The following is a 20,594-nucleotide window of genomic DNA, read 5'->3' as shown; positions in this document are numbered from 1 at the left end:
CTCAGGCGTAGAACGCGGGGCGCTCGGGCGACTCGACCGGCACGACGCCGCCGTCGAGGGCCTTCACGCCGGCCTCGCACGCGAGGGCGACGCGGTAGCCGTCCCACGCGTTGGGTCCGTCGATCGTGCCGCGCCGGACGGCGTCGACCCAGCGCTGGATCTGCGCGTCATAGGCCGACGCGAAGCGCGTCTTGAAGCTCTGGTGCTCCGCGATCGAGAAGCGGCCGTCCTGCCAGGACTGCAGGCCCGAGGGCTGGCCGATGCGGGCGAGCGACGACTCGAAGACCGCCTCGGTGGCGACCTGGTAGCCGAACTGGATCGAGACGTTCATCTCGACGTCGACGAGCACGCCGTTCTCGAGCTCCATGAGCACGAGGATCGGCTCGCGGAGGTGGTCGGGCGAGAGCGCGTTGCGGCGCGGGTACTTGACCTCGACCGAGCGGATGTCGCTGCCCGCGAGCCACGGCACGACGTCGAACTCGTGGACGACCGAGTCGTTGATCAGCATGGGCTGGGTGTACGTGTCGGGCACCGTGCCGTTGCGGTGCACGCAGCGGAGCATCACGAGCTGACCGGCGTCGCCCGAGGCGATGAGCGCCTTGAGCTGCTGGTACTCGGCGTCGAAGCGGCGCATGAAGCCGACCTGGATGTGCGGGCGGTCGAGTTTCTGCTCGGCCTCGAGCACACGCCACGACGACTCCGAGTCGGGCGTGAGCGGCTTCTCGCAGAGGATCGGCAGCCCGGCCGCGAGCGCGGGCATGAGCACCGGCTCGTGGAACTGCCCGGGAGTGGCGATGAGCACGGCGTCGAGCGCGTCGGCGTCGAGGGCGTCCTCGATGCGCGAGAAGGCGCGCGAGCCGGGTGCGGCCGCGGTCGCGGCATCCGCTCGACCTGCGTCGGGCTCGACGATCGCCGAGACGGTCGCGCCGCTGATGCGGTTGGTGATGCGGGCGACGTGGTCGGCGCCCATCAGGCCGGCGCCGACGACGCCGACGCGGAGATCGGTGCTGGTCATGGTGGATGCTCCTTCGCTGGTCCGGGGTGCCGCGGCGTGCGCGGGGGTACGCGTGATGAGGTCAGTCGACACGGGCGGCCTCCGTCGAGTCGAAGATGTGGTCGAACGTGCGCTTGGCGATCGGGAACGGGCGGTCGATCGAGCAGCCGTACATGTCCTGCTCGACGATGCCGAAGATGTCGGGGTCGATCTTCGCGACGCGCTCGATGATCGGCGCGAACTCCGGCACCCCGCCGGGCGTGCCGGGCTCGACCATGATGTCCTGGGTCACGGCCTCGGCGAACGGCACGTCGTTCTTCAGGACGTCGAAGAGCAGCGTGGTGTCGACCTGCTTCAGGTGCAGGTAGCCGATGCGCTCCGGATACGCGTCGATCAGGGCGAGGTTGTCGCCGCCGTAGTACGAGAAGTGGCCGGTGTCCAGGCAGAGGTTCGTGTAGGCGACATCCGTCTCCTGGAGGAACCGCTCGACCTCCCGGTAGGTGCCGACGTGGCTGTCGGCGTGCGAGTGGAACTGCTGCTTCACGCCGAACTCCTCGAGGAGGGCCTTCCCGAGCCGGTCGTGCCCGGCGGCGAGCCGCTTCCACTGCTCGTCGTCGAGCGTGCGCGACTCGAGCACCTGGCTCGTGGCGTCGCTCCGCCAGAGGTCGGGGATCACGACGAGGTGTTCGGCGCCGAGCTTCGAGGCGAGGCCGGCGACGGCGAGGGCCTGGTCCCAGGCCCGCTGCCACTGGTCGTCGCCCTTGTGGAAGCCCGTGAACACTGTGCCCGCGGAGAGCTTCAAGCCGCGGGAGCCGAGCTCGTCGGCGAGCTGGTTCGGATCGGTCGGGAGGTACCCGTAGGGCCCGAGCTCGATCCAGGTGTAGCCCGCCTCGACGACCTCGTCGAGGAACCGCTGCCACGGCACCTGGTTCGGGTCATCGGGGAACCACACGCCCCACGAGTCGGGGGCCGTGCCGATGCGGATGCTGTCAGCCACGTCGTCTCTCTTTCCTGTTCACACGCCGTCGTGCCGGGCACGCGGTCGTCATCCGAGCAGCGGGCGCTGCTTCGCCTTGTCGACGAGGTACTCGCGGTACGCGGCCCTCGTCACCTCGATCTCGGCCTCGGGGGCCACGGGCACGTCCCACCAGCCCTCGCCGTCGGGCGCGTACACGAGCGGGTCGGACTCGAGGTGGATCACGGTCGACCGGTCGGACGCCTTCGCGGTTGCGATCGCGGCCTGCAGGTCGCGAATGGCGCCGGGGCCGGGCTCGACCTCGATGACGTCGACGCCGTACGAGCGCGCGTTGGCGGCGAGGTCGACGGGGAGGATCTCGTCGCCCTGGAAGTTGCGGGCGCCCTCGTCGTACGACCGGTACCAGGTGCCGAACCGGTCGGAGCCGACGGTCTCGGAGAGGTGGCCGATCGACGCGTAGCCGTGGTTCTGGATGATGATCACGATCACCTTGAGGCCCTCGGCGACGGCGGTCACGAGTTCGGTGTGCAGCATGAGGTACGAGCCGTCGCCGACCATGACGATGACGTCGCGGTCGGGCGCGCCACGACGCACGCCGAGGCCTCCGGCGATCTCGTAGCCCATGCACGAGAAGGCGTACTCGACGTGGTAGCCGAGCGGGTCGCGCACGCGCCAGAGCTTGTGGAGGTCGCCGGGCAGCGACCCGGCGGCCTGGACGATGACGTCGGTCGGGTCGCTCGCGGCCTGCACGGCGCCGATGATCTCCGGCTGGCCGGGCCGGTCGAGGCCGGATGCCGCGAACGTCGCGTCGACCGCGGCATCCCACTCGCGGTTCTCGCGCTCGATGCGCTCGGCGTACGCGGCGTCGACGCGGAACCCGTCGAGCTCGACGACGAGCGCCTCGAGCGCTTCGCGCGCGTCGGCGATCACCGGGAGCTGGGAGCCGTGCTTGTAGGCGTCGAACGCCGCGACGTTGACGTTCACGAAGCGCACGTCCGGGTCCTGGAAGACCGTTCGGCTCGCGGTCGTGAAGTCGCTGTAGCGCGTGCCGATGCCGATGACGACGTCGGCTTCGGCGGCGAGGCGGTTCGCGGCGGTCGTGCCGGTCGCTCCGATGCCGCCGAGGTACTGGGGATGGTCCCACGGCAGCGACCCGCCGCCGGCCTGCGAGGTGCCGACGGGAATGCCCGTCGCCTCGACGAGGCGGCGCAGCACGTCTTCCGCGCCCGAGTAGATGACGCCGCCGCCGGCGACGATGATCGGGCGCTTCGCCGAACGGATGGCGGCGACCGCGCGCTCGAGTGGACCGCGCTCGGGCACGGGCCGGCGGAGGTGCCACTCGCGCTCCTGCAGGAACTCCAGCGGCACGTCGATCACCTCGGCCTGCACGTCCTCGGGGAGCGCGATCGTGACCGCGCCGGTCTCTGCGGGATCGGTGAGCACGCGCATCGCGGCGAGGGCGATCGAGTAGAGCTGCTCGGGGCGCTGCACGCGGTCGAAGAATCGCGAGAGCGGGCGGAACGCATCGGTCACCTGGATGCCGATGTCGTGGGGCAGCTCGAGCTGCTGCAGCACCGGGTCGGCCACGCGCGTGGCGAACGTGTCGCTCGGCAGGAGCAGTGCCGGCATCCGGTTGCTCGTCGCGAGCGCCGCACCTGTGAGCATGTTCGCGGCGCCCGGCCCGACGGATGCCGCGGACGCGAAGGTGCCGCGGCGGCGATGCATGCGCGCGTAGCCGACGGACTGGTGCACCATGGCCTGCTCGTTGCGGGCCTGGTAGTACGGCATGAGGTCGGGCTCGAGCTCGTTCGCCTGACGCAGGGCCTGGCCGATGCCGGCGACGTTGCCGTGGCCGAAGATGCCGAAGATCCCGGGGATGGTGCGCTCCCGGAGGTCGCCGTCCACGGTCCACTGGCGGGCCAGGAACTCGACGAGGGCCTGCGCCACCGTCATCCGCTTGGTCTCCACGGTCGTCATCGTCCTTCCTGGTCGGCGGTGTAGGGGAGTCGGGCGTCGAACTGCTGGGCGTCCCAGCTGGATCGCACCCATGCGTGCGCCGGGTCGTCGCTGATGCGCCACTCGCGTTCGGCGTCGGGACCGGCCATGACGTTGAGGTAGTAGAGGTCGTAGCCGGGCGCCGCGACGGCGGGCCCGTGGTAGCCGAAGGGCACGAGGGCGACGTCGCCGGTGCGCACGATGGCGTTGACATCGATGTCGCCGGCGGGCGAGGTGTAGGTGGCGAACAGACCGAACGGGTCGGCGTCGTCGGGGGCGTCGAGGCCCCGGGCGACGTCGGATTCGAAGTAGTAGATCTCCTCGAGCCGCGACTCGTTGCCGGGCATGTGCTCGTCGTGCTTGTGCGCGGGGTACGACGACCAGTTCTCGGACGGCGTGATGACCTCGCACACGATGAGCTTCTCGGCGTCGAGGTTGCCCGGGGTGCCGAAGTTGTGCACCTGTCGGCTCGATCGCCCGGCTCCACGCAGTTCGACCGCGACCTCGTCCTTGGCGACGACCTGCAGCGGATGCCGCGTCGTCGCCGGGGCTTCGGCGACGGCGATGCGGCCGCGCCCCGAGAGCACGGCGGACGTGTCGACGGGGAGGTACGCGACGTCCGTCGGACCGTCGAAGACCGACGCGCGCCCCTCGAGCTCGATGCTGCCGACGCCCTCGGGTGACGACCACGCGATCTCGCACGAGCCGGCGAGCGGTACGACGATCCGCTCGACCCCGGCGACCGGGAGCTCGCGGGAGCCCCCGTCGCCGAGGTCGGCCACGCGGAGGCCGGTGTGCGCCCAGCCGGGGAGCGTGGCGTCGACCACGCTCTCCCAGCCGTCGCGGGTGAGGCCGCCGCGGGGGCGGAACCAGGGGCTCTGCTCGGGCATCGCCGGGATCACTCCTTCGTGAGGCGCGCACGTGGTGCGCGCCGGTTCGATCGTCTCGTGTCAGTCGTTCTTCGGGAAGCCCAGGTTGATGCCGCCGTGCGTGGCCGGGTCGAGCCAGCGCGAGGTGATCGCCTTCTGCCGGGTGAAGAAGTCGAAGCCCTGGATGCCGTAGGCCTTCGAGTCGCCGAACAGCGAGTCCTTCCAGCCGCCGAACGAGTAGTACGCGACGGGCACGGGGATCGGCACGTTCACGCCGATCATGCCGACCTGGATCTCGTTCTGGAAGCGCCGCGCGGCGCCGCCGTCGTTGGTGAAGATCGCGGTGCCGTTGCCGAACGCGCCGGAGTTGATGAGCTCGACGCCCTCCTCGAAGCCGTCGACGCGGACGACCGAGAGCACGGGGCCGAAGATCTCCTCGGTGTAGGCGCGGCTCGTGGTCGGCACGTTGTCGAGCAGGGTCGGTCCGAGCCAGAAGCCGTCGGAGGCGCCGTCGACCTCGATGCCGCGGCCGTCGACCACGACCGTCGCGCCGTCCTGCGCGGCGATGTCGATGTACGACGCGACCTTGTCGCGGTGCTGCTCGGTCACGAGCGGGCCCATGTCGGGCTCGCGGCGGCCGTCGCCGACCCGCAGCTTGCCGATGCGCTCGGTGATCTTCTCGATGAGCTCGTCGGCGACGGGCTCCACAGCGAGCACGACGCTGATCGCCATGCAGCGCTCGCCCGCGGAGCCGAAGCCCGCGTTGATGGCCTGGTCGGCGACGAGGTCGAGGTCGGCGTCGGGCAGGACGAGCATGTGGTTCTTCGCGCCGCCGAGGGCCTGGACGCGCTTGCCGTGCCGGGCCGCGGTCTCGTAGATGTACTGCGCGATGGGCGTGGAGCCGACGAACGAGATCGACTGCACCTCGGGGCTCGTGAGCAGGCCGTCGACGGCGAGCTTGTCGCCCTGGAGCACGTTGAAGACGCCGTCGGGCAGGCCGGCCTCCTTCCAGACCTCGGCCATCCAGATCGCGGCCGACGGGTCCTTCTCGCTCGGCTTCAGGACGACCGTGTTGCCCGCGGCGATCGCGATGGGGAAGAACCACATCGGCACCATGGCCGGGAAGTTGAAGGGGCTGATGATGCCGACCACGCCGAGGGGCTGCTTGGTCGAATAGACGTCGATGCCGGTCGAGACGTTCTCGGAGTAGTCGCCCTTGAGGAGGTGCGGGAAGCCGGTGGCGAGCTCGACGACCTCGAGGCCGCGCTGCACCTCGCCCGCGGCATCCGACACGACCTTGCCGTGCTCGCTCGTGATGATCTCGGCGAGCTCGTGCTTGCGCTCGTTCAGGATCTCGCGGAAGCGGAACACGATCGCCTGGCGCTTGGCCATCGAGGTGCCGGCCCAGCCGGGGAAGGCGCGGGCGGCCGAGGCGATCGCCGTCTGGATCTCGGACTCGTCGGCGAGCGCGACCTCCTTGGTCTGGCGGCCGAGGGCGGGATCGTAGACGGGCGCGGTGCGCCCGCTGCGGGAGGCGTGCAGGGCGCCGTCGATCCAGTGGCCGATCACGGGCAGGCCGTCCTCCTCGACGAACGGGTCGGCGACGGGCAGGTTCTCGGTGGTGTTGGTCATGGGGTGCTCGACTTTCTCGATGGTCGGATGGGTTCAGGCGTCGACGGGCGCGTGGACGAGCGCCGCGGCCGTGTCGACCGCGGTCGTGACGTCGCCGTCGGGCGGATAGATGAGGGTGCGGCCGACGACGAGGCCGCGGACGCCCGGCAGGCCGAGCGCGCGCTCCCAGGCGGCGTAGGTCGCGTCGGGATCGGTGGCCCGGTCGCCGCCGAGGAGCAGCGTCGGCAGGGTCGTCGCCGCCATGACGCGTTCCATGTCCTCGACGACGGGCAGCTTCATCCACGTGTACGCGGAGCTGTCGCCGAGCCCGGACGCGATGGCCACCGAGGTGATCACCGAGTCGGCGTCGAGCACGTTCGCAGCCGACCCGTTCTCCCACCGGCTCATGAAGGGCTCGAGCATGATCGGCACGCGCGCGGCGGCGGCGGCCGACACCGCGCGGGCGTTGCCCTCGAGCGTGTCGGAGGTCGCGGGGTCCGCGAGGTTCACCCTGAGCAGCGTCTTGGCGAAGTCGAGGCCGTCGCGCACGATCGAGGGGATGTCGTACCCGGTGAACCGGTCGTCGTACTCGAACGCGGAACCCCGCAGGCCGCCTCGGTTCATGGAGCCCACGACGACCTTGCCGTCGAGCGCGCCGAGCAGCGCGAGGTCGTCGATGATGTCGGGCGTGCCGAGCACGCCGTCGACGCCCGGGCGCGAGAGCGCGAGGGCGAGGCGGTCGAGCAGATCGTAGCGGTCGGCCATCGCCATCGGCTCGGGGCCGACGGCGAGCGCGCCGCGCGCCGGGTGGTCCGCGGCGACGATGAAGAGCCGGCCGGCGTCGGAGAGCAGGCGGCGCTTCTCGCGGCCGGCGAACGCCTCGGCGATGCGGTGCGGTTCGTGGGCGCGGATGTCGCGGAGCTCCTCGAACCGCTCGGGGGAGAGGTACCGGTCAGCGCGCGGCATGTGCGGCCCCCTCGAGTGCGGCCTCGACCTCGTCGGACGTCGGCATGGCGGTGGAGCACTCGCGGCGCGAGGCGACGATGGCGCCGGCGACGTTCGCGAAGCGCAGGATGCGCTCGAGGCTCCAGCCCTCGAGCAGGCCGTGGCAGAGCGCGCCGCCGAACCCGTCGCCGGCACCCAGGCCGTTCACGACCTCGACCGGGAAGGGCTCGACCTCGACGGTCTCGTCGCGGGTCTTCGCCAGAACGCCCTTGGGGCCCTGCTTGACGATCGCGAGTTCGACGCCGTGGTCGAGGAGTGCGTCGGCAGCGCGGTGCGGATCGGTCTCACCAACCGCGACCTCGCACTCCTCGCGATTGCCGACGGCCACCGTGACGTGCGGCAGCGCGCGCTGCACCTCGCGGGTCGCGTCGGCGGGGGAGTGCCAGAACATGGGGCGGTAGTCGAGGTCGAGGACGGTATTGCGGCGGCGATCGCGGGCGGTCCAGGCGATGTGGTGCGCGGAGCGGCTCGGCTCCTCGGAGAGGCCCGTCACCGTCGCCCAGAAGAGTCGGGCGTTGTGGATCGCATCGAGGTCGAGGGATTTCGAGGTGATCGCGAGGTCGGGCGCCTTCGGCTTCCGGTAGAAGTACAGCGGGAAGTCGTCGGGCGGGAAGATCTCGCAGAAGGTCACCGGGGTGAGCAGGTCGTGCTCGACGCCGACGAACCGGTCGGAGACGCCAAGCCGGACGAGCTCGCGCCGCACGAAGCGGCCGAACGGGTCATCGCCCGTACGGGTGATGACGGCGCTGCGCTCGCCGTGGCGGGCGGCGGCGATGGCGACGTTGGTCGCGCTGCCCCCGAGGTACTTGCCGAACGTCTCGACATCCTCGAGTCCGACTCCGTCCTGGAGCGGGTAGATGTCGACGCCGACGCGACCCATGGTGATGACGTCGTAGGTCTCTGTCGTGGTGTTCATACGCCGGTGTAGAACTCTCTCGATCGGGCGGTGCTGGTGGTCGGTGCATTCATGGTAGCTATGTCCTAACAAAATGACAATATGCGGTGGCGAGTCAGCGTGTGTCGGTCTGCTCGTCTGGGACGGGCACGCGATCTCGCGCGTAGGTGATCTCCGTATGGCCGTGAGGGGCGGGCTTCCCGTCCGCGCCGACGTTCACGAAGACGATGCGCTCGATCGTGAGGATGCTCTTGCGCGTGATCATGTTCCGCGCCTCGGCGCGCAGCGTGATCGAGGTGCGGCCGAACTCCGTGGCGATCAGGCCGAGTTCGATGAGGTCGCCCTGGCGGGCCGAGCTGACGAAGTTGATCTCCGACATGTACTTGGTGACGACGCGGCCGTTGCCGAGTTGGAGCACCGAGTAGACGACGGCCTCCTCGTCGATCCAGCGCAGCAGGCTTCCGCCGAAGAGGGTGCCGTTGCCATTGAGGTCCTCGGGGCGCACCCACTTCCGGGTGTAGAAGTTCATCGTCGGATCCATGTTAAGACATTAGCACATACTTCAAGCCGCTGCGCCGCCACCCGAGCCGCGCTTGGAAAGATGCCCGCATCGGCGAATCACCCGATTCAAGGTATGCCTATAATTCCTGCATGTCTGATCTGATCCGTTCGTCGCGTGTCTCGTCTGGATTGACGGGAGCGGAGTTGGCGGAGCGGTTGGGAGTGACGGTTGCGGCCGTGTCGCAGATGGAGCAGTCGGAGCGTCGGGGCACGATCCGGTTGGACACGCTGCGGCGGGCGCTTTCGGCGATGGGGCGTGACATCCGGCTGGATGCGGTCTCGGCCGACCCGTATGCTCCGTTCGCGCCGGCGAACGTGACCGATGAGGTCAACCTGGCGCTGGATGAGGGGCGGCCGGAGTTCGCGTTGCGGGTGCTCACGCATGCGGCGTCGGTGATCGCGGAGCATCCGGAGCGGTTCAGTGCCGAGTCGTTGGGGTGGCGGCCTTCGGAGGTCGGCGATCACCGGTGGGAGCAGTTGTTCCGGGCGGTGATGGGTGACGCGATCCCGGCGGGTCGGGCACGGCCCGACTGGGCGGCACCGACCAGGTTGCGGCGGGCGTGGTACCCGTTCGGGCAGTACGCGGCGTTGAAGGAGCGTGCGAAGCGGTCCACCCCGGAGCGGCTCCGGGCGCTGAACATCATGCTCGATGAGCGGTCGCTGGCGCGCGCGTGAACGACGGACTGGTGCTGACGGCGGAGCGGGCGAGGGGACTCGTCGACGAGCTCGAGCGGCGGCTCGCGGCGCGTGGTATCCGCGGTTCGGTCCGGATCGTGGGTGGCGCGGCGATGGTGCTCCGCTTCCCGGATCACCCGGAAGTGCAGGTCACGACCGATGTGGACGCCGCGTACCAGCCGCGCCCGGAGATCGACGAGGTGATCGCCGAGATGGCCGACGACCTCGGGCTGCCGGATCGGTGGATGAACGCGGCGAGCGCCCCGTGGAACGTGGTGGCCGACACCGGTGGCACGATCACGGTCGCGACCGCGGAAGAATGGTTCGAGTCCAGGTACGCCCGGGTGGAAAACCCCCGTTCAGCAGGGGGTTGTTGTGCTTCTCCGGTTCGGGGTGCGCGTGTCTGATTCCCGCTAGTCTCCCAACTTTCGGAATCGCTCCTGCGGGCTTCTCGGCCGGTATTCCGGGAATCTCCGGGGTATTCGCACTCGCGAAGCCTGGGAGGACGTGGTCCTTGACGGATTGGTGTTGGTTCGAGTCTGGCTGCGAACTCCGCATGATCGGCGACTTCAGCGACGGGCGCCGGAGCGGGCGGTCAGGTGGCCCGGCGATCGTCGTCTCGAGTCGAGCAGCTCAACCTCGCCGGTATGTGACCCTGACGGGAAGTCTGCGTTCACGGCGGGCTCGGTCGGCGCCGCCGGTTTCCGATCGGGTCACGGCTTCAGCGTTCAGGCTCGGTTGCCCGGAAGATTGTCTTACAATCACGTAGGCTACCCCCGAGAGGATGGTGCGATATGAGCATCGGTGCGGATGAACGGGGCGCGGTGCCTCCATGGGGCCCGTCTGTCGTCGCGAGCGTCTCCAGGAAGGACGCCGTCGGGATCGAGATCCGGCGCGCAATCATCCTCGGCAGGCTGAAGCCGGGGGACAAGCTGACCGAGACGCAGCTCGCGAGCTCCCTCGGTGTGAGCCGGCCGACGGTGCGTGAGGCGCTGAACCGGCTCACGCGTGAGGGTCTGATCGTGCAGGAGCCGTACCGAGGGCTTCGGGTGGCGGATGTCACGAAGGAGCAGATCCGCGACATCGCCGTCGCACGGGTGGGGCTCGACATGCTCGCGATCGACGCGATCCTCGCTGACGAGACGGGGCGCCGGATGCAGATCGTCGAAGAGGGGTGGGATCAGTTCGAGCGCTACGCGTTCCATCCCGACCCGGTCGTGCAGCACGAGGCGCATCTGGCGTTCCATCGGCAGGTCTGGGCGGCATCCGAGAACTACCTCTTGTTGAAGCTCTGGCCCGTCACCGAGGCCCACATCACACTCGCGATCGCCGAGGACCAGACCGCACGGGACGACCCCGAACGTGCACACCGTGTGCACGCCGACCTCATGGACGCGATCCGCACGAAGGATCGCGACACGATCGAGGCGGCGTTCGTCGCCCACACGCTCACTAGTGCCGAGGAGCTCATCACGCTGCTCGGCGGAGAGGAAACGCAATGAAGGTTCTCGTCGTCGGGGCGAATGGCCACGTGGGCTCGGCCGCCGTGGATGCGCTCGAAGCCCGTCACGAGGTGATCGGCGTCGGCCGCAGCAGCGAACCACCGGTCGACGTGACGGAGCCAGGGTCGATCGAGCGCCTGTTCGAGACCGTCGGCGAGGTGGATGCCATCGTCTCCGCGATCGGCTCGGTACCGTTCAAGCCGCTCGCCGACCTCTCGCGCGACGACTACCTCGCGGGGTTCGCCGGCAAGGTGCTGAGTCAGCTCGACGTGGTCCGCATCGGCACGCCGTACCTGCGCGACCGCGGCTCGATCACGCTCACCACGGGCATCCTGGCGCGTGAGCCGATCCACACCGGTGCTGCGGCCGCGATGGCGAACGGGGCCATCGAGGCGTTCGTCATGGCGGCCGCGGCCGAGCTGCCTCGCGGCATCCGGATCAACGCCGTCAGCCCGACCGTGCTCGAGGAGGCCGAGGGGTACCACGACGCGTTCCCCGGCTTCCTGCCGGTGCCGGCCAGTGTCGTCGGGCAGGCGTTCCGGAAGTCGATCGAGGGCGTGCAGACGGGTCGCGTGTTCGAGGTCGATTGACGGGCATGCCGGCCTCCGGGCGTGACGGCGAGCAGCCGCCGCGCCCGGCGGGCGGGGCATCCGGCGATCAGACGGTGGTCTCGCCCGGGAGCGGGACGTCGAGTCGCTCGGCCAGCTCCGACAGCCGGGCCCATGTGAAGGCCTGCACCGGGGCCCCCGCCGCCCGCCGACGAGCGGCGGTCGCGGATGATCCCTCGCCGGGGACCCGCACGGTCGAAGCGCCGGGCTCCAGGGGCACGTTCTTCACGTAGTCGACGACGCGCCCGATCTCGGCCGCGAAGTCATCGGGGTCGCGCAGGCGGCTGACGTCGATGGCGATGAGGAACACCCCTTGGTGGTCCTCGGCGGGAGCCGGCGAAACGGTCCCTGCGCCGCTCAGCGCGCCCGCCAGCGCCTCGGCGACCAGGGCCAATCCGAAGCCCTTCGCGCCGCCGAGGAACTGCAGCACTCCGTCGGACGACCAGTCCTCCGGAATCGCCTCGCCACGGTCCCGCCACTCCGAGACGCGTCCCATCGCCACCGCGCTCGTCGCCATGTCGAGCACGAGGTTCGGGCCTCCCGCCCGTGGGATCCCGAACGCGATCGGATTCGTGGAGAGTCGCGGTTCGAGCCCGCCGGGCGGGGCGACGGCCTGGGCGGAACCGCTGGCGTTGGCGAACAGGAGCGTGATGACGCCGTGATCGGCCGCCCAGTCCACGAAGTCGACGAAGCGCCCGGCCCACTCGGCCCGCCGCACGCCGACACCGGCGATGCCATGCACCCTCGCCCGCTCGACGGCGATCCGGGTGGCGTCGCGGAGGACGAGGTGCCCGAATCCGCGATTGCCGTCGACGCGCACGAGCGCTCCCGTATCGACCTCGACGGTCACCTCCGCGCGAGGATCGGCATGCCCGGCCAGGGCGCGATCGACGTACTCCGGCAGTCGGCGCATGCCGTGCGACTCGTGCCCGGCGAGTTCGGAGTCGACGATCTGCACGGCCATGTCGTGCGCGTCAGCCGGGCGCGTGCCGAGTCGCCCCAGCACCTCCTCGGTGAATCGGAGCAGTTCTGCGGAGTCCGCGAGCACGGTGCGGGGGATCTGTTCCATCGGATGGTCTCCAATCGTGTGGTCGGAATCGGTGCTGCGGGACGACGTTGTCGTCGCCCTGCGGGTTTCACCTGATCGTTACGTTCGGCCGGGATCGGGGTCTGCGCTGAGGTCGAAGCCCGGAATCCCAGCGATCAGGCGGCCTCGGGTCGCCTGAGATGAACGCCCGGGGTCGCGATCGTTTCGGGTCGATTTCATGCGAACCCCTTGCGTTCCCGGCGTCGGCATCGTACGGTTTGCCTTATCGCCAGATTGTAAGACACTAAGACAACGCAGTCGGAGGAGTCAGTGAGATGAACCGCACCTCACCACGGGCGAGCCGCCACCCGCGGCGCGCCGATGCAGACGGCGACACCACCACGCGAGTCGGCCCTCCTGCCGACGAGGGGTCCGCGATCAGGAGTCGCTGACGGACCTGCAGCCCCGAGCCGGGGCATCCGCCCTCGGCATCCGCCCCACCCAGTCCCCATTCCTCAACCGTCCAAGAAGGGCACTCCATGTCCACCACCACCTCGAAGAAGACGAAGAAGACCAACCGCACGATCCTCGGCGTGATCGGCGTCGTCGTGCTCGCGCTCGCCGCCGGGTTCCTCGGCGCGACGCTCCGCGGGGGCAGCAGCGCCACCGCGAGCGAGGCCGCCACGACCAACGGCGCCTGGATCGAGAAGATCAAGGACCAGGGCGAACTCCGGGTCGGGATCGCCTCGGCTCCGCCGATGACCGCCGAGCAGCCCGACGGCACCATGGGCGGCCCGAACGTGCTCCCGCTGCAGAAGCTGGCCGAGGAGCTCGGCGTGAAGTTCACGCCCGTCGCCGCCGAGTGGAGCAAGATGGTCTCCGGCCTGCAGGCCGACCGCTTCGACGTGGCCGCCTACCTCGACTCGACCTCCGAGCGTTCGCTGGCGATCCAGTTCACCGACCCGGTCTACACGTACGAGGGCGCCTTCCTCGTGCAGGCCGACTCCGGGCTGACGAGCGTCGACGACATCATCGCCACCGGCCAGCCGATCGCCCTCGCGAGCGGCACGTCCTACGAGCCCGCGATCGCGGCACTCGGCTCCGAGCTGATGACCACCGAGAGCATCCCGAATGCCGTCACGGCCATGGGTGCCGGGCGCGCCGTCGCCGCGTTCGCCGACCTCCCGACCCTCGCCGACGCGGCGCAGAAGGACCCGTCGCTGAAGATCGTCGTGCCCGAGCCCGCGATCTTCGTGCAGGACTCGAACTACGGCGTGAACGCCGACATCGACGCCCGCTCGCTGCAGGTGATCAACATCGCGATCCAGAGCGCCAAGAACGACGGCTCGCTCGCCCGCGCCTTCGAAGAGGCCGGGATCGTCGAGGTCGACACCCTCGGTGACCTCCGGATGCAGTAATCCCGATCGGAGCCGATCACCATGATGATCAAGAGCTACGACTTCGACTGGAACGTCGTCACGAGCAACTTCCCGCGGTTGCTCGAGGGCCTCGGCGTCACGATCCAGATCACGCTGATCGTGATCGTGCTGTCGATGATCCTCGCCGTGCCGGTGGCGCTGATGCGGATGTCGAACATCGACATCGTGCGCTGGATCGCTCAGGGGTACATCGAGCTGTTCCGCTGCACGCCGCTGCTCGTCCAGCTGTTCTGGGTGTACTACGCGCTGCCGACGCTCACGGGGATCACGATCCCCGGGTTCATCTCGGCGGTGATCGCCCTCACGGCGAACCTCACCGCCTTCATGGCCGAGGCCCTGCGCTCCGGCTTCCAGGCGGTACCGGTCGAGCAGATCGAGGCCGGGAAGATGCTGCGGCTGAGCTCGTGGCAGCGGATCCGGTACATCATCATCCCGCAGGCGCTGCGGCAGCAGCTCCCCGTGATCCTGTCGCTGAACATCTCGCTCTTCAAGGACACGGCGCTCGTGTCGACGATCGCCGTCGCGGACCTCATGTTCACCGCGAACAAGATCGCGTCGGAGTCGTACCGCGCGCTCGAGATCCTGACGACTGCGGCGCTGATGTACTTCGTCATCGCATTCCCCGTGTCCTTGATCCTGTCCCGGATCGAGCGAAACATGATGAACCAGGGGCCAACCGGAACCGCAGGTCCGAACCTGTTCTCCCGGATGATGCCCGGACTGAAAGTGAAGGCCGCAGCATGAGCCAGCTCACGAACACGGGTTCGCGGCGCCGCGTCGAGCCCGCCATCTCCACCATCACGGCGAGCCACGGCGAGATCCTCGTCTCGGCGCGGGGGCTCCAGAAGAGCTTCAACGACCGGATGATCCTGAAGAACGTCGACTTCGACATGCTCGCGGGCGACATCACCGTGATCATCGGCAAGAGCGGCTCCGGCAAGAGCACGCTGCTCCGGGCGCTCGCCGGCCTCACCGACCCCGACGCCGGACGCATCGTGTTCGACGGCAAGGTCGTGTTCGAGGACGAGGAGCGCACTGACGACTGGCGCGACGTCGAATCGCACGTCGGCATGGTGTTCCAGACGTACACGCTCTGGCCGCACATGGACGTCCTGGCCAACCTCACGCTCGCACCGCGCAAGCGGCTGGGGCTCAGTGCCGCCGAGGCGAAGGAACGCGCTGAGGCTGCGCTCTCCGAGGTCGGCATGTCGCAGCACCTCCGCAGCCGCCCGTCGCAGCTCTCCGGCGGCGAGCGCCAGCGCGTTGCGATCGCCCGCGCCCTGATGATGCGACCGAAGCTCCTGCTCTGCGACGAGATCACGAGCGCGCTCGACCCACCCGTCGCGGCCGAGGTGCTCGAGGTGCTCCGGCGCCTCAAGCAGGAGGAGGGCATCGCCGTCGCGCTCGTGACGCACGACATGGCGTTCGCGTCCAAGGCCGCCGACCGGGTCGTCTTCTTCCACGAGGGCGAGATCGCGGTCAACGCGACCCCTGATGAGGCCTTCAACCGCTCGACGAACCCCGAACTCAAGAAGTTCGTCGACGCGGTCCGCTTCTAGCCCCACCGGGTGGGGGCCTTCGGCCCCCACCCACCACCCAGAGAGAAAGGACCACCGCGTTGCACACCGTGGTCATCGGCGGCGGCGTCATCGGACTGACGACCGCATACCACCTCGCCCGTGAGGGCGCGACGGTCACGCTGGTCGATGCCCGGCCCACGGGCCTCGGCGCGAGCGACGTGAACGCCGGTTGGATCGTGCCGGCCGAGGCCGCGCCCGTGCCCGGACCGGGCGTCGTGCTCACCTCGCTGAAGTGGATGCTCCGTCCCGACAGCCCGCTCTACATCCGCCCCTCGCTCAACCCCTCGTTCCTCTCGTTCATGTTCGGCATGTGGCGGGCCTCCAACGCGAAGGCCCAGCGCGCCGGCTTCGCCGGCCACCTCGCCCTCGCCGAGCACACCGTGGAGGTCTTCGACGAGTACCGCGCCGACGGCATGGACTTCGAGATGCACAACGAGGGCCTCCTGATGGCCTTCACCCGCAAGGAGAACCTCGACCACCACCTCACGCACCTCGACCTCGTCAAGCGATACGGCCTCGAGCCGACCGTGCTCGTCGGCGACGACGTGCGCACGCACGAGCCGCTGCTCTCCGATGCGGTCGAGGGCGGCCTCTTCTTCCCGAAGGAACGGCACGTCGACCCCGGTGCACTCGCCCGAGCGCTGCACGACCGACTCGTCGGACTCGGCGTCGACATCGTCGAGAATGCGCCCGTCGAATCGGTCGAGATCCGGAACGGGCGCGTGCGCGCCATCCGCTCGGGTTCTCGCACCTTCATCGGCGACCGGTTCCTGCTCGCGGCGGGCGCCTGGACCGGGCCGCTGTCGAAACTGTTCGGTGCGGCCCTTCCGGTCCGCCCGGGCAAGGGCTACAGCGTCGACGTCGAACCGTTCGCCCTGCGAAGCGCGACGAACCTGTCGGACGCGAAGGTCGCCATCACCCCGCTCTCGCGCAACCTGCGACTCGCCGGGACCATGGAGTTCGGCGGCCTCGACGAGGACATCAACCAGGTCCGCGTCGACGCGATCCTCCGCGCCCCGACCACCTACTTCCGCGGCTGGGAACCGCCGCGCACGCCGGTCCGCCCGCAGGCGGGCATGCGCCCCATGACGCCCGACGGCCTGCCGATCATGGGCCGACTCGGCGGCCTCTCGAACGCCTACGTCTCCACCGGCCACGGCATGCTCGGCGTCACGCTCGCCCCGGGCTCGGCGGCCGCGATGACCGACCTCATCCTCCGCGACCGGCAATCGCCGCTGCTCGCGCCCTTCGCTCCGGCCCGCTTCTCCGGCGGTCGCCTGGCCCACGCATCCTGAAAGGAACCACCACCATGACTCGCACCGACGTCCAGCTCCGCGGCATCCTCGCCGCCGTCACCACGCCCTTCACCGAAGACGGAACGCAGATCGACGAGGCCGCGCTCCGCCGGCAGGTCGACCGGCTCATCACCGCCGGCATCCACGGCCTCGTGCCGACCGGCACGACCGGAGAGTTCACCACGCTCTCCCCGGCCGAGTACCGCCGCGTGATCGAGGTCTATGTCGAGGCGGCCGCCGGCCGGGTGCCCGTCGTCGCCGGCGTCGGCAGCCTCGCGACCGACGGCGCGATCGACCTCGCCCGCCACGCCGAGCGCGTCGGCGCCGACGCGATCATGCTCGTCCCGCCGTTCTACGACCCGCTGTCGTTCGACGCGCTGAAGGCGTTCCTGCGGGACGTGGCGACGGCGATCACCATCCCGATCGTGTACTACAACGTGCCCGGCGCCACGGGTCTGAAGCTCAGCGCGGCGGAGATCGCCGAGCTCGGCGACATCGCGGGCGTCGACTACCTGAAGGACACGTCCGGCGACGCGGTCGCGCTCGCGGAGCTGCTCGCCGTGCGCGGCGACCGGATCAAGGCGTTCAACGGATGGGACACCCTCACGTTCTTCGGCATCGCCAGCGGCGCCGAGGCGTCGGTGTGGGGTGTGGCCGGCATCGTGCCCGAGCTCGCCGTGCAGCTGTGGAACACGCTCGCGGTTGACCGCGACCTCGAGGCCGCTCGTGCGCTCTGGACTCCGCTCTGGGAGCTCAGCGACTTCCTCGAGTCCGTCAACTACGTGGCCGGCATCAAGGCGGCGCTCGAACTGACCGGCAACCCGGTCGGTCCGGCGCGACTGCCGATCCAGCCCCTGGCTCCGGCCGAGCGGGAACGGCTCGTGGGGATCCTCGAGCGCGCGGGGGTGCTCGGGGCTACCGTGGCCGCATGAGCGAGCCGCGGTTCACCCTCGACGCGATCGAGGTGCACGCCGAGGGCGAGCCAGGCCGCATCATCACGAATGCGGCGGGGCTCGTCCGAGGCGACACGATGGAGGAGCGCCTCACGTACTGCCGCGACGAGCTCGACGGCCTGCGCCGACTGCTCCTGCGCGAGCCGCGCGGCTACCCGGGGCTCTGCGCGGTGTTCCTCCTGCCGGCCGTGTACCCGGGCTCCGACTTCGGGATCGTGGTGCTCGAGCAGGGCGGATTCACGCCGATGTCGGGCAGCAACACGATGTGCGCGGTCACGGCCGCCGTCGAGACCGGGATCGTGCCGGTCGCCGGACCCGAGACCCCGGTCACGATCGACACCGCGGTCGGCACGGTCCGCGCCGTGGCGCACGTCGCGGACGACGGCAAGGTCACCTCGGTCACGATCGCGAACGTGCCCTCGTTCGTCGTCGGCCTCGACGTGCCGCTCCAGGTCGAGGGGTTCGGCGAGGTGCCGGCCGACATCGTGTTCGGCGGGCAGTTCTTCGCCCAGGCCCGAGCGGCCGACTTCGGGCTCGAGCTCGATCCCGAGAACGGCAAGGCGCTCGCACGGGCCGGCGCGCTGCTCAAGCTCGCCGCCACCGAGCAGGTCGAGGTGCGCCATCCGCTCACCCCGTCGATCGACCACGTCAACCTCGTCATGCTGCACGACGGCGACCGAACGCCCGGGCAGCCCTCGAGGAACACCGTCGTGCTCACGAACGGGCGCCTCGAACGCGACGACCCCGCGACCTGGACCGGCGCGCTCGACCGCTCGCCGTGCGGCACGGGCACCAGTGCCCGCATGGCCGCGCTGCACGCCCGCGGACAGCTCGCCCTCGACGAGGACTTCGTGCACCGCAGCATCATCGGCAGCGAGTTCGTCGGCCGGCTCGTCGGCGAGACGGAGGTCGCGGGTCGGCCCGCGGTGCTCCCCACCGTGACCGGGCGCGCCTGGATCACCGGACGCTCGCAGTGGACCCTCGACCAGACCGACCCGTTCCCCGAGGGCTACACCGTCGGCGACATCTGGGGTCCGCAGGGCTGAGCCCACGCCCCGCCGGTCCCGCCTCACCTCCACGCACACACGAAAGCGAACTCCCGTGACCCAGCTCATCGACGGACGCCTCCGCGCGTCCGCTTCCCGCCCCACCACCGAGGTGATCGACCCGTCCAACGGCGAGATCGTCGCGACGGTCGACCTCGCCGACGGCCGCGACGTCGAGGCCGCCGTCGCGGCTGCACGCGCAGCCTTCCCCGAGTGGTCGGGCGCGACCCCGGCCGAACGCTCGACCGTGCTCGCCCGTCTCGCGACGCTCCTCGACGAACGCGCCGAGGAGTTCGCCCAGCTCGAGAGCCGCCAGGCCGGCAAGCCCATCCGCCTCACGCGGGAGTTCGACGTACCCGGAACAGTCGACAACATCGCGTTCTTCTCCGGCGCCGCCCGCAACCTCGAGGGCAAGGCGATGGGGGAGTACTCCGGGTCGCACACCTCGGCCATCCGCCGCGAGGCGATCGGCGTCGTCGGCTCGATCGCGCCGTGGAACTACCCGCTGCAGATGGCGGCGTGGAAGATCCTTCCCGCCATCGCGGCCGGCAACACGATCGTCTTGAAGCCGGCCGAGATCACGCCGCTCACGTCCGTGCTCTTCGCTGAGGTCGCCGCCGAGGCAGGCGTCCCGGCGGGCGTCGTGAACGTCCTCGTCGGCACCGGTCGGGGGGTCGGTGCTGAACTGCTGCGCCATCCGGATGTCGACATGCTCTCGTTCACCGGATCGACCGGCGTCGGCCGCACCGTGCTCGAGGCCGCCGCGACGACCGCGAAGCGCGTGCACCTCGAGCTCGGCGGCAAGGCGCCGTTCGTCGTCTTCGACGACGCCGACCTCGAAGCCGCCATCCACGGCGCCGTCGCCGGCAGCCTCATCAACACCGGCCAGGACTGCACCGCCGCAACGCGTGCCATCGTGCACCGCTCGCTCTACGCGGACTTCGTCGACGGCGTCGCCGAGCTCTACGGCAAGGTCAAGCTCGGCCCGACCGCCGACCCCGACACCGACCTCGGACCGCTCATCTCCCACGAACACCGCGAGAAGGTCGCCGGCATGGTCGAGCGCGCACGCTCGTACGCCCGCGTCGTGACCGGCGGCCGCTACCCGATCGGCGAGCTCGCCCGGGGTTCGTACTTCCAGCCGACCCTCGTCGCCGACGCCGACCCCGCGAGTGAGATCGTCCGCGACGAGGTGTTCGGGCCCGTGCTCGCCGCCATGCCGTTCGACGACGACGACGAGGCCATCCGGCTCGCGAACGACACCCCGTACGGCCTGGCCGCCTCCGCGTGGACGCGCGACGTCTACCGCGCGATGCGGGCGTCCGAGCAGATCCGCGCCGGGTGCGTGTGGATCAACGACCACATCTCGATCATCAGCGAGATGCCGCACGGCGGGGTCAAGCAGTCCGGCTTCGGCAAGGACATGTCCACCTACTCGTTCGACGAGTACACCGTCGTCAAGCACGTGATGTTCGACCGCACGGGCGCCGCGAAGCGCGACTGGCACCGCACGATCTTCGCCGAGCGCGACTGATCCGGCGCGACCGGATCGACCAGGACGGA

20 protein-coding genes are annotated in these 20,594 nt (G+C 69.9%); 11 read left to right on the top strand and 9 right to left on the bottom strand.

Going from position 1 to position 20,594, the window contains the following annotated elements; genetic code table 11:
* Window position 1: 1 nt before the first annotated feature.
* The 8 genes from ABME02_RS17225 to ABME02_RS17190 form a co-directional block, all read right to left on the bottom strand.
* Window positions 2–1,015, bottom strand: a complete 1,014-nt coding sequence (locus tag ABME02_RS17225) for a Gfo/Idh/MocA family protein (protein ID WP_353816588.1) — start codon at window positions 1,013–1,015, stop codon at window positions 2–4.
* 61 nt (window positions 1,016–1,076) lie between these two features.
* Window positions 1,077–1,991, bottom strand: a complete 915-nt coding sequence (locus tag ABME02_RS17220; RefSeq protein ID WP_353816587.1) for a sugar phosphate isomerase/epimerase family protein — start codon at window positions 1,989–1,991, stop codon at window positions 1,077–1,079.
* A 48-nt stretch (window positions 1,992–2,039) separates the two neighbouring features.
* Window positions 2,040–3,947 (bottom strand): 3D-(3,5/4)-trihydroxycyclohexane-1,2-dione acylhydrolase (decyclizing), encoded by a 1,908-nt coding sequence (iolD, locus tag ABME02_RS17215; RefSeq protein ID WP_353816586.1) that lies wholly within the window; start codon window positions 3,945–3,947, stop codon window positions 2,040–2,042.
* Window positions 3,944–4,855, bottom strand: coding sequence for a 5-deoxy-glucuronate isomerase (gene iolB, locus ABME02_RS17210; protein ID WP_353816585.1), 912 nt, complete (start codon window positions 4,853–4,855; stop codon window positions 3,944–3,946). Before iolB ends, iolD begins: the two co-directional genes overlap by 4 nt.
* 60 nt (window positions 4,856–4,915) lie before the next feature.
* On the bottom strand, window positions 4,916–6,466 hold the full coding sequence (locus tag ABME02_RS17205) for a CoA-acylating methylmalonate-semialdehyde dehydrogenase (RefSeq protein WP_353816584.1): 1,551 nt from the start codon (window positions 6,464–6,466) through the stop codon (window positions 4,916–4,918).
* A 33-nt stretch (window positions 6,467–6,499) separates the two neighbouring features.
* Entirely contained in the window at window positions 6,500–7,411 is a 912-nt protein-coding gene (locus tag ABME02_RS17200) for a Cgl0159 family (beta/alpha)8-fold protein (RefSeq protein WP_353816583.1), read from the bottom strand.
* Window positions 7,398–8,366, bottom strand: a complete 969-nt coding sequence (gene iolC, locus ABME02_RS17195) for a 5-dehydro-2-deoxygluconokinase (protein WP_353816582.1) — start codon at window positions 8,364–8,366, stop codon at window positions 7,398–7,400. Before iolC ends, ABME02_RS17200 begins: the two co-directional genes overlap by 14 nt.
* A 94-nt stretch (window positions 8,367–8,460) precedes the next feature.
* Window positions 8,461–8,874: an acyl-CoA thioesterase gene (locus ABME02_RS17190; RefSeq protein WP_353816581.1), complete on the bottom strand. Its 414-nt coding sequence runs from the start codon at window positions 8,872–8,874 to the stop codon at window positions 8,461–8,463.
* 122 nt (window positions 8,875–8,996) lie between these two features.
* On the opposite strand from ABME02_RS17190, the gene ABME02_RS17185 reads away from it, so the two are divergent.
* The 4 genes from ABME02_RS17185 to ABME02_RS17170 all read left to right on the top strand — a co-directional run bounded on the left by ABME02_RS17185 (window position 8,997) and on the right by ABME02_RS17170 (window position 11,673).
* Entirely contained in the window at window positions 8,997–9,581 is a 585-nt protein-coding gene (locus ABME02_RS17185) for a helix-turn-helix domain-containing protein (protein WP_353816580.1), read from the top strand.
* Between the two features lie 113 nt (window positions 9,582–9,694).
* Window positions 9,695–9,988, top strand: a complete 294-nt coding sequence (locus tag ABME02_RS17180; protein WP_353816579.1) for a hypothetical protein — start codon at window positions 9,695–9,697, stop codon at window positions 9,986–9,988.
* 387 nt (window positions 9,989–10,375) lie between these two features.
* Window positions 10,376–11,083 (top strand): GntR family transcriptional regulator, encoded by a 708-nt coding sequence (locus tag ABME02_RS17175; protein ID WP_353816578.1) that lies wholly within the window; start codon window positions 10,376–10,378, stop codon window positions 11,081–11,083.
* Entirely contained in the window at window positions 11,080–11,673 is a 594-nt protein-coding gene (locus tag ABME02_RS17170; protein WP_353816577.1) for a short chain dehydrogenase, read from the top strand. The genes ABME02_RS17175 and ABME02_RS17170 overlap by 4 nt, the downstream gene beginning before the upstream one ends.
* 67 nt (window positions 11,674–11,740) lie before the next feature.
* On the opposite strand, the gene ABME02_RS17165 is transcribed toward ABME02_RS17170, so the two are convergent.
* Window positions 11,741–12,760: an Ldh family oxidoreductase gene (locus ABME02_RS17165; RefSeq protein WP_353816576.1), complete on the bottom strand. Its 1,020-nt coding sequence runs from the start codon at window positions 12,758–12,760 to the stop codon at window positions 11,741–11,743.
* A 497-nt stretch (window positions 12,761–13,257) separates the two neighbouring features.
* On the opposite strand from ABME02_RS17165, the gene ABME02_RS17160 reads away from it, so the two are divergent.
* From ABME02_RS17160 to ABME02_RS17130, 7 genes are all read left to right on the top strand, one after another.
* Window positions 13,258–14,136 carry a substrate-binding periplasmic protein gene (locus ABME02_RS17160; RefSeq protein WP_353816575.1) on the top strand — a complete coding sequence of 293 codons (879 nt, stop codon included), beginning with the start codon at window positions 13,258–13,260 and terminating at the stop codon, window positions 14,134–14,136.
* A 21-nt stretch (window positions 14,137–14,157) separates the two neighbouring features.
* A complete protein-coding gene (locus tag ABME02_RS17155; RefSeq protein WP_353816574.1) occupies window positions 14,158–14,901 on the top strand; it encodes an amino acid ABC transporter permease in 744 nt (247 codons plus the stop codon).
* A complete protein-coding gene (locus tag ABME02_RS17150) occupies window positions 14,898–15,716 on the top strand; it encodes an amino acid ABC transporter ATP-binding protein (protein WP_353816573.1) in 819 nt (272 codons plus the stop codon). Before ABME02_RS17155 ends, ABME02_RS17150 begins: the two co-directional genes overlap by 4 nt.
* A 68-nt stretch (window positions 15,717–15,784) precedes the next feature.
* On the top strand, window positions 15,785–17,032 hold the full coding sequence (locus ABME02_RS17145; protein WP_353816619.1) for an NAD(P)/FAD-dependent oxidoreductase: 1,248 nt from the start codon (window positions 15,785–15,787) through the stop codon (window positions 17,030–17,032).
* Between the two features lie 14 nt (window positions 17,033–17,046).
* Window positions 17,047–17,964, top strand: coding sequence for a dihydrodipicolinate synthase family protein (locus ABME02_RS17140; protein ID WP_353816572.1), 918 nt, complete (start codon window positions 17,047–17,049; stop codon window positions 17,962–17,964).
* On the top strand, window positions 17,961–19,031 hold the full coding sequence (locus ABME02_RS17135) for a proline racemase family protein (RefSeq protein WP_353816571.1): 1,071 nt from the start codon (window positions 17,961–17,963) through the stop codon (window positions 19,029–19,031). Before ABME02_RS17140 ends, ABME02_RS17135 begins: the two co-directional genes overlap by 4 nt.
* A 55-nt stretch (window positions 19,032–19,086) precedes the next feature.
* Window positions 19,087–20,565 carry a gamma-aminobutyraldehyde dehydrogenase gene (locus tag ABME02_RS17130; RefSeq protein WP_353816570.1) on the top strand — a complete coding sequence of 493 codons (1,479 nt, stop codon included), beginning with the start codon at window positions 19,087–19,089 and terminating at the stop codon, window positions 20,563–20,565.
* Window positions 20,566–20,594: the final 29 nt, after the last annotated feature.

Origin of the sequence: Agromyces zhanjiangensis, assembly GCF_040496055.1 — a bacterium.
Taxonomy (GTDB): Bacteria; Actinomycetota; Actinomycetes; order Actinomycetales; family Microbacteriaceae; genus Agromyces; species Agromyces zhanjiangensis.
Note: the sequence above shows the minus strand (reverse complement) of the source record. Positions and strands in the feature narration are given on the sequence as shown.

Coding starts and splice junctions, on each gene's coding strand:
- ABME02_RS17155 (WP_353816574.1), top strand. CDS start 14,158: ATGATGATCAAGAGCTACGACTTCGACTGGAACGTCGTCACGAGCAAC.
- ABME02_RS17160 (WP_353816575.1), top strand. CDS start 13,258: ATGTCCACCACCACCTCGAAGAAGACGAAGAAGACCAACCGCACGATC.
- ABME02_RS17185 (WP_353816580.1), top strand. CDS start 8,997: ATGTCTGATCTGATCCGTTCGTCGCGTGTCTCGTCTGGATTGACGGGA.
- ABME02_RS17135 (WP_353816571.1), top strand. CDS start 17,961: ATGAGCGAGCCGCGGTTCACCCTCGACGCGATCGAGGTGCACGCCGAG.
- iolB (WP_353816585.1), bottom strand. CDS start 4,855: ATGCCCGAGCAGAGCCCCTGGTTCCGCCCCCGCGGCGGCCTCACCCGC.
- ABME02_RS17205 (WP_353816584.1), bottom strand. CDS start 6,466: ATGACCAACACCACCGAGAACCTGCCCGTCGCCGACCCGTTCGTCGAG.
- ABME02_RS17140 (WP_353816572.1), top strand. CDS start 17,047: ATGACTCGCACCGACGTCCAGCTCCGCGGCATCCTCGCCGCCGTCACC.
- ABME02_RS17225 (WP_353816588.1), bottom strand. CDS start 1,015: ATGACCAGCACCGATCTCCGCGTCGGCGTCGTCGGCGCCGGCCTGATG.
- ABME02_RS17150 (WP_353816573.1), top strand. CDS start 14,898: ATGAGCCAGCTCACGAACACGGGTTCGCGGCGCCGCGTCGAGCCCGCC.
- ABME02_RS17200 (WP_353816583.1), bottom strand. CDS start 7,411: ATGCCGCGCGCTGACCGGTACCTCTCCCCCGAGCGGTTCGAGGAGCTC.
- ABME02_RS17180 (WP_353816579.1), top strand. CDS start 9,695: ATGGTGCTCCGCTTCCCGGATCACCCGGAAGTGCAGGTCACGACCGAT.
- iolC (WP_353816582.1), bottom strand. CDS start 8,366: ATGAACACCACGACAGAGACCTACGACGTCATCACCATGGGTCGCGTC.
- iolD (WP_353816586.1), bottom strand. CDS start 3,947: ATGACGACCGTGGAGACCAAGCGGATGACGGTGGCGCAGGCCCTCGTC.
- ABME02_RS17165 (WP_353816576.1), bottom strand. CDS start 12,760: ATGGAACAGATCCCCCGCACCGTGCTCGCGGACTCCGCAGAACTGCTC.
- ABME02_RS17175 (WP_353816578.1), top strand. CDS start 10,376: ATGAGCATCGGTGCGGATGAACGGGGCGCGGTGCCTCCATGGGGCCCG.
- ABME02_RS17190 (WP_353816581.1), bottom strand. CDS start 8,874: ATGAACTTCTACACCCGGAAGTGGGTGCGCCCCGAGGACCTCAATGGC.
- ABME02_RS17170 (WP_353816577.1), top strand. CDS start 11,080: ATGAAGGTTCTCGTCGTCGGGGCGAATGGCCACGTGGGCTCGGCCGCC.